Genomic DNA, 7,779 nt, shown 5'->3' on the forward strand with positions numbered 1-7,779 from the left:
GCAGTCCATCACCAGTCGCCCTGAGGTTCCCGTTACGGGCCGTCAGGTGTTCTCCCAGCCTCAGGAGCGGCCGGTGGACACATACGCAGCACCGCAGCAGGATGCAACGCTTCACGGGCTTCTTACAGGGCTCCAGACGTTCAACCCCGCACTGCAGGAGTACGTCAACCTGGAGAACCAGAAGGACGCCACACAGGCCTTCAAAGCGGGCACCTCAGCAGGCCAGCTCAGTGACGCGGGGCTCATCGACGCGCAAACCGGAGGCATCAAGGTTCCGCCTCCGTCTGCGGACTCCCGCGTGGACCCAGCGTTCAACGACACGTTCGCTCAGGGCTATCGCAACGCGGTGGGCCTGAAGATTGGCAATCAGGTTCAGTCGGACATCTTGAGCGCCTACCAGGAGCACAAGAACCAGGACGGGTTCGACCCGGAGAAGTTCCTCCACGAGCAGGTAGCGCAGCACACGGCTGGCCTCACGGACCCCGCGATTGTCGACCAAGTATCCAAGAGCGTTGCTACGACGGCCGATAGTGTCCGCAAGGACTACGCTCAGGTGCAGTTCCAGCGCCTGAAGGAAACCGCATTCGGCAACTTCTCCGCTGTAGCTGATGGTGTCCTGGACCCGACCAAGAGCCTCCAGCAGATGTGGGATGGGGTTCAGCAGACGCTGGAGCCGATGCGCGGTCAGATGGGCATGATGACCCGCCCTGAGATGGCTGACATGCTCCTGGACAAGATCAACAATTTGTCCTCGCAAGCTGGCGGCCGTCCGGAACTGTTCGACCTGTTCACGCAGTTCAAGGACCCGCACACGGGCCTGACGCTCCAGCAGATGAACCCGAAGATTCAATCAGAGGCCACCCGCCTCCAGCATCGGGCGCTCGAAGAGCAGAACCAGCGCATCGAGCAGGCTCAGCAAACGGACTTCTTCAAGAGGACCGTAGCGGATGAAGAGGCCGCGAGTCAGGGCAAGCAACCTGACATCAATGACTTCGTGAACCGCATCGGCTCGCTGAACCAGTTCAAGAGTGCGAGCGCGGCGCTGGGTGAGTATCGACGCCTTCAGGGACTAGCCGATAGCGCGTTGCAGGCTCAGCAAGCAGTGCGCGCGGTTAGCACGGGGACCGCTTGGGCGCTAGGCCAAAAGGAGGCTCAGTCAGCACTTGATTCAATCCAGGAGCCAGCAGTGCGGGCCATGCTAGGTGCTGCTAGTGCTGTCGAATCGGGGGATTTTTCTAGAGTGCCAGCCGTGCAGCAAGCGTTAGATCAAATCATCCGGACTACGTCCCTGTCTGGCCGCAGCGACATCGCAAACAGCAAGCTCAAGGCCCTCATTGATGGGACGGTCAATGCTGCTCCAACGAGCGACGGGTGGATTTCTAGCCAGTTTCGAATTGCCGCGTCCCTTTACGCTCATCTACCGGACCAAATGAGGGCACTCTATTTTGATGAGAAGGCGGGCAATCTGTTCCGTACATATACGAAGCAGGTTGCGGCTGGTGTATCAGATGGAACGGCATACGAGACGGCGTATCGGACGTTATCGCCTGAAGCGCAGAAGCGCGCGAATGAGCTCACCAATGATCCGCAATGGAAGATTCAGGTGGCCAAAGATGTATCTGGACTAACTACCGGACTACTTCAGCGGGTCTGGATCGTCGGGAGGCTTTTCGGAGGTGCACCGCAAAACGAAGAGGCAACCAGTACATGGGCGCGCCTTCAGCTCCACGACTACTATTTACGCAACCCAAGCGCTACGCAAGATCAAGCCAAGGCGTGGATTCAGCAACAGGTTCAATCAAATTTCGTTTACGACTCGGTAAACAAAATGGACCTTCAAGTTCCTCCAAATCAGGCGAATGAAAGAACGCAGGAGGCCATTGCCGACTATCTAGAGAAGGCGCGCGATCAGGCTCGCGAGAAGTCCGGTGAGGACGTGAACCCTGGCCTGATCTACGGTAGGGACGGGAAGTACACGCTGGCCGCGTTCATCAACGGGGCTCCGGTTCACAAGCTGGCGGATGTTACGTTCGGCCAGATCATGCAGGAGGCTGCCGCCACTAAACTGCTTACCCAGGACGAGCGTGCTCTGATGTCGTCACTGCACAAGAAGCTGGTCGCTGGAACGGCCACTCCACAGGACCTCATCGAGAATTCCGCAGTGCTCGCGAAGGCGTACAACCTCAACCAGATCAATGACACGATGCGTGGACAAATTGCGAAGGTTCGGGAGGGCGCATTCAATGGGGCGCTGAGTAACGTATTCAACTTTCCGACTGCGCCCGCGAGCTTTGCAGGGCTGTCGGGTTCTCGCCTCACCGGTCAGGGCTCGAAGATTCAAGTGAAGCAGGCCGAAGATTTCCTCTTCAGTGTCAGTCGACTCAATCCGCTCGAATCCACCAGCTTGGCAGCTTCGCTCACTGCGATGGGCGAAGGACTGGTACTCAAGGCAACGCCTGACCCGAACCCTAAGGCGGGCTTGAATATCGGCTACGGCTACAACCTCAGGGCGAATGACGCGACCATCGGAGAGGACTTCCGACGGGCAGGGATTCCGCCAGCCTCCATCGACGGTATCAAGGCAGGTACTGTTCAGATTACCCCTGAGCAGGCCGCGCGGCTCCTAGAGGTATCGCTACCGCGTTATGAACAGCGAGCCAAGCAAGCCGTGGACGCCGCCCGTCCGGGGCTTTGGTACACGATCAGTGCGGGCCAGCGTGCTGCATTGACCGATGTGGCGTATCAGGTCGGGGATGTGGGTCAATTCCAAAAGGCCATTGGAGCCCTTGCTCGCAAGGACATCGGGGGCTTTAACGAAGCGCTGAAAGTCACCTACTTGGCTGACGATGGCACCCGCCGCGAAGACCAGCGTAGGAACAATCTTCGTTCTCTGATGATTAACGGTATCTCAGCCTGGACACAGGGACTCGCGGAAGCAAAGCGAACTGCGAAGTAGCCCTGTCCATCCGATCCAGCCCATGCCGCCCCGCCAGTGATGGTGAGGGCGGCTTTTCTTTTTCTATCCCAGGAAACCTATGAACCAACGTAACGAAACCCTCGTGGCTCTCGATGGAGCCTTTGCGCCGCTGCTGGCAGTCGTGGCCATAGCCACGGACGGGGCCGCAGTGTTCAACGATGACGGCACAACCGTTCGAGCTCAGAGCCCCTTCGAGCTCGCATCGATCATCCGCAGTAACCCACCCGTCGCCATCGCGAAACGTGAAGGCGCAGCGCGGTGGGCGTGGGGCTTCCCCGGCTGGGAGAAGCATCTGGATGACCTTCAGGTTGCGGGGTTCGGGGAACACGCGGGAATCTCGGATGAGTTCCTAGCGCTGGCTGGATTTGATCGGCACGAGCTGGCCAAGGAACTGGCGGTGCTGGAGGGCCTGGGGCACGTTGCATTCGTCGTGCGGACCGGCCATGCAAAGGAGGGCGCGTGAGCAACGTGGAGCTGCTTCCCTGGGAAGGGGAGGATGAGCTGGCCGAGGTCAAGGCTCAGGCGTTGGCCGCTCAGCATGCATGCTTGGCGAATGGCGGCAGGCCGGTAGAGACTGAGGCTCAGCCCGATGTCTCCGCGAATGAGTGCGCGCACGATCAGGGCCGCTCACACATCGATACCGCACCACCGGACCTCCCGGAAATCAGCGCGTTCGTCCGCAGCCTGGGCGGGCTCAACAGCGTGGCCATCTTCAAGAACCTTCTTGCCGCTGACCTGCTGACCCACAGAGCGGGCCACTATCAGCAGCGCTCCCGGAGGCATGGCGATGCGGAGTGGTTCCGTAGCGTCAGGGTGGGCCGGAGCCATGCGCTGTATGTCACGCCCGCCGGTCAGGAGCTAATCAAGCAGCTCAAGAAAGACGGGAGGTTGACCAAAGCATTGACCAAACAGCCACTCACGCCGCAGCAGAAGAAAGCACGGGAGAAGGCGCGCAAGGTGGCGAGGGATAAGCGAGAGGCGGAGAGGGCGGCGCTGGCTGCAAATCAGCCGGCCGTCCTGGCCAAGCTCGAACAGACCATCGAAGAATGTATTCAGCGACGCGGGGCGCTTCGTGAACGGCTGTCGCTGCGCAGCCTGCCGCTAGCAGGCTAGTCAAGATTCGGCTGAATTTCAAGGAAAGATGCGCGCGCAACGAATGGCATCGAGTCAATTTGAGCCCTCACTTCGGTGGGGGCTTTCGTTTTTCTAGAGAGGACGGATATGGAGGCGACCATGGGCGAGTCCCGTGATAGACACTTGAACAGCCATCGCGTGGCCCGTAATCCACTGCTCAAGGACCTTGTACTGTCTATCGTGAAGGAAGCTGAAGACCACGAACTGGCATCTGGGCTGAGGCAGAGGAAGCGTAGACCGGACGATCAGCGCGTATTTGAACGTCAGGTGGAATGCCTGATCTGCGAGGCATTGCTCCCAGATGTGTGCGGGCGAACGGGGTGGATCACGGTTACTCGCTCCAAGCGGATTCTGGGCTATAGAAACCGCTATCAATCAGAGGTAATGGCCAAGACCTTGCCTGACGTTATGGACCTGCTGGCGTGCCCGAAAATCGGCCTGCTGGAGGTTTCCTTGGGGATGGTCAACCCGTTCGGCAGTATGAACCTTCAGACCACGTTCAGATCATCATGGCGGCTCATTGAGCGCGCGTCAGGATTGAACCTGGGCTATGCAGACTTCGAGCGGGATGACGCGGAAGAGGTCATCATTCTCAAGGCGTCGAAGAAGGCGGGGATGAGTAGCTGGATTCAGTACATCGACGATGACGCAACGTGCGGCTTGCGCCAGCAGGTTCAGACCATCAATGGTTGGCTGAGCAGCGCTGACATTGAGCTGGCCGGTGATGTGCCAGGAATTTCCGTCCACGACCGGAAGATGACTCGCAGTTTCAATAACGGGACCTTCGCGCACGGCGGGCGGCTCAGCGGCGGATTCTGGCAGAAGATGACCAAGGGGCAGCGCAAGGTTGTTTGCATTGATGGAGCGCCTACGGTGACGCTCGACTACAAGCAGATGGGGCCATCCATCCACTATGGTCTTGAGGGGATTCCGTTCGCTGGTGATGCCTATGCAGTGCCGGGATATGAATTTCACCGCGCGGGAATCAAGAAGGTCTTTGGTGCAATGACCCACGCGGGAAATAGGTTCAATCGACTCGATGACCTGGAGGCCGGTGCCTTACCTACAGGGGCAAGCCTATCGCGGGTTTGTCGGGACATCGAGACTTACCATGCGCCGATTGCTCATCGCTTCTATTGCCGGTCGGGGATGGAGGCTATGAGGACCGAAAGCGATGTTATCGTCGGCGTGATGTTGGAGTTGAGGGCTCTGGGAATTGTTGGCCTACCAATCCATGACGCAGTGCTGGTCAAGGAAGACGAAGCAGGCTTAGTGGAGGACGTGATGAGGTTGGTATTCACTCAGCACACGGGCAGTAGCGTAGCCATCAGCAGAGAGAGATGAGAGGGGCGGGGATATACACGGTAGTCGTCACCAGTCCTTCGCTACCCAGCCGTCCATTATCATAAGTATATTGATCCGGGGCTCCATAAGAGGGGCCCGTAACGCAGCAGGCACCTGACAACAAGGAAGGGGCATGGAGCTCAACCAGTTGGTGTTGTGCAAGCAGTTGTACAGCGAAGCGGAGTCGTTCATGTCTCGGAATGAAGCGGTCGCGTCCGGACTGGCCGTTTCTATCGCTCAAGACGCGGTAGAGCTTTTTCTTAGGGCGGTTATCAAGCAGCTACCCTCTACTGGGCAGAAGCCGCCAGAAGAGTTCATTAAATGCATGGATTACATTGACGCGTCAGCGGGTGGGCACGCGAAAACACCGTTTAGAGCTCGCATGACTGACCTGAACAAGGCAAGAGTGAATTTCAAGCATTACGGACTGGTTCCCAGCGCGGCAGACGCGGTGCGTTTGCTGGGCTATGTGGATCAGTTCTTTGAGGTCGCAACTCCGCAGTTTTTTTCGTGCGAGTTCTCCAGCGTGTCTCTGTCCGACTTGATTACTTCGCCAGAGGTCAGAGCGAAAATCAAAAGCGCGGAGCTTGCGGAGAAGGAGGGCGATATCGCCGAAGCGCTTGCGACATCGGCCGAGGCCGTAGAGTTGGCGGCCAGCGCTTTGATAAAGCGGCTTCAGCCTGGCGGTCCGGACGTCATTCCGAGCCAACTGGTAGGTGCGCTGGGACAGCACGGCGCGGGGGAACTAGCTCGCTATATGCACTACCATCTCGAAGGCGCGAACCGCTCAGCGCTTACGCTCGCTTTGCCGCTGAACTTGAACGATGTGCTGCGGTTCAAGGCGACTGTGCCTTCTTTGATACGACTTGGCGATGGCGCATTCGCAAGAAATCAGAGAGTGGGAACGGAAACACTGAGTATTGCTGACGCGACATTTGCCGTAAGCTTTGCAACCCGCTACGCGCTGGCTATAGATTCGAGAATGCCCACCAGGCCGCTGAGTTCGATAGAGCAAGCTGCTGCTACTGCCCCCCTCGGGGGCTACCTTCTGGTTTCGCCTTCCACTTAATCCGGCAACTCTGTCCATTAGGCTCCACGGGGGCAAGATACGTGTCCGAAGAGGGCACGGAGTTGAACGTTGGCGTTTTAGTGGAGCGCTCGTGGGGTGGGTTTTACGTGTCCCATATGAGCGTGGTTGGGAGCAGCGGAAACTGTTCCAGTGGGGCACCTTTAGCCGAGCCGTCCCAGCAGACTCCTAGGGTCCAGGTGCGTGTAACGGTTGAGCATCTGAAGTGTCTTGTGGCCGCTGATGGTTCGGGCCTCCACCATGTTGAATCCCTTCTCAAATAGACGGGAGACGGCCTCATGCCGGAAGTCGTGGAATGTGAAGTCCTCCATGCCGCACGCTATGCGGGCCTTCTTGAAGCGCCTCGCAATGCTCCCCTTCAGGATGTCGAACACGTACCTGTCGGGATTCCTTGGGAGCGTTCGGAGGGCCGCAACTGCCACGCTGGATAGGGGCACCGTGCGGGGCTCTCCGTTCTTCGTATCGGGGAGATACGCGAGTTGGCCATCAAGGTCCAGGTTCTGCCAAGTGAGCGTGGATATCTCCCCGCGTCTCATCGCAGTTTCGACCGCGACGATTACGGCGACCTTGAGCAAGTGGTCTCCGGTCCGTTCGCACCAGTCGATGATTTTGGCGTACTCACCCGACCTTAGGCGGCGGTCTCTAACGTTGCCCTGCTTCATTCGCCTCATGGCTTTCCTGGGGTTCACAACGTCTTCATAGCCCCAATCAGCGCGCGCCACTTCGTATAGGTGTGAGATAAACGCAATCTCGGTGCGTATGGTAGCGATTTTGATTCCCTGTGCTAGGCGCTGATTCATGTACGCGGTTAAGTCCGCCCCTCGGATGCTGTAAAGGAGGCGGTCTGCTAGGGGATGTCTGAGCCATCGTCTGATGACGCCCATCTCCGTATGCGCGCTCTTCTTGTGGGGGGTTACTTCCTTGGCGTACCTCTCAATGGCCTCTCTTACCGTGAGGTCGCGGCGTGGAGCTGGGGGCGGGACGAAATCGACATGCATGCTTTGTTTTTGTCGGCGCTCGTCGCGCGCTGCATGTCCACTCATGCGCGGGAGATGGAGCCGTAACCACTGCTCAGCCTCATCATAGGTGTCACGGGTCCGAGTCTTTACCTTGCCATTCGGATAGTGAATGCCGGCCTGGAAGCGCCCGCTAGGGAGTTTGATGATGTGCTCCATTGCTGCCCCTGTGGTGGATTGTCAGGGGATGCACCGTAGCAACGGGAGGAGGGCTTGCGGAA

The 7,779-nt window shown here is 58.4% G+C and carries 6 protein-coding genes; 5 read left to right on the forward strand and 1 reads right to left on the reverse strand.

Annotation, left to right across the window (positions count from 1 at the left end; translation table 11 throughout):
• Window positions 1–73: 73 nt before the first annotated feature.
• From U4Y91_RS34740 to U4Y91_RS34760, 5 genes are all read left to right on the forward strand, one after another.
• Window positions 74–2,956 carry a glycoside hydrolase family protein gene (locus tag U4Y91_RS34740; RefSeq protein WP_321808869.1) on the forward strand — a complete coding sequence of 961 codons (2,883 nt, stop codon included), beginning with the start codon at window positions 74–76 and terminating at the stop codon, window positions 2,954–2,956.
• Between the two features lie 79 nt (window positions 2,957–3,035).
• Window positions 3,036–3,440 carry a hypothetical protein gene (locus tag U4Y91_RS34745; RefSeq protein ID WP_321808870.1) on the forward strand — a complete coding sequence of 135 codons (405 nt, stop codon included), beginning with the start codon at window positions 3,036–3,038 and terminating at the stop codon, window positions 3,438–3,440.
• Window positions 3,437–4,090, forward strand: a complete 654-nt coding sequence (locus tag U4Y91_RS34750; protein ID WP_321808871.1) for a hypothetical protein — start codon at window positions 3,437–3,439, stop codon at window positions 4,088–4,090. Before U4Y91_RS34745 ends, U4Y91_RS34750 begins: the two co-directional genes overlap by 4 nt.
• A gap of 120 nt (window positions 4,091–4,210) precedes the next feature.
• On the forward strand, window positions 4,211–5,455 hold the full coding sequence (locus tag U4Y91_RS34755; RefSeq protein ID WP_321808872.1) for a hypothetical protein: 1,245 nt from the start codon (window positions 4,211–4,213) through the stop codon (window positions 5,453–5,455).
• Between the two features lie 133 nt (window positions 5,456–5,588).
• Entirely contained in the window at window positions 5,589–6,524 is a 936-nt protein-coding gene (locus U4Y91_RS34760) for a hypothetical protein (RefSeq protein WP_321808873.1), read from the forward strand.
• A 161-nt stretch (window positions 6,525–6,685) separates the two neighbouring features.
• On the opposite strand, the gene U4Y91_RS34765 is transcribed toward U4Y91_RS34760, so the two are convergent.
• Window positions 6,686–7,717: a site-specific integrase gene (locus U4Y91_RS34765; protein ID WP_321808874.1), complete on the reverse strand. Its 1,032-nt coding sequence runs from the start codon at window positions 7,715–7,717 to the stop codon at window positions 6,686–6,688.
• Window positions 7,718–7,779 lie beyond the last annotated feature (62 nt).

Source organism: Burkholderia sp. BCC1993, assembly GCF_905339865.1.
Lineage (GTDB): Bacteria > Pseudomonadota > Gammaproteobacteria > Burkholderiales > Burkholderiaceae > Burkholderia.

Bases quoted from the DNA above. Each gene is read 5' to 3' on its own strand.
- U4Y91_RS34745 (WP_321808870.1), top strand. From the start codon at position 3,036: ATGAACCAACGTAACGAAACCCTCGTGGCTCTCGATGGAGCCTTTGCG.
- U4Y91_RS34760 (WP_321808873.1), top strand. From the start codon at position 5,589: ATGGAGCTCAACCAGTTGGTGTTGTGCAAGCAGTTGTACAGCGAAGCG.
- U4Y91_RS34765 (WP_321808874.1), bottom strand. From the start codon at position 7,717: ATGGAGCACATCATCAAACTCCCTAGCGGGCGCTTCCAGGCCGGCATT.
- U4Y91_RS34755 (WP_321808872.1), top strand. From the start codon at position 4,211: ATGGGCGAGTCCCGTGATAGACACTTGAACAGCCATCGCGTGGCCCGT.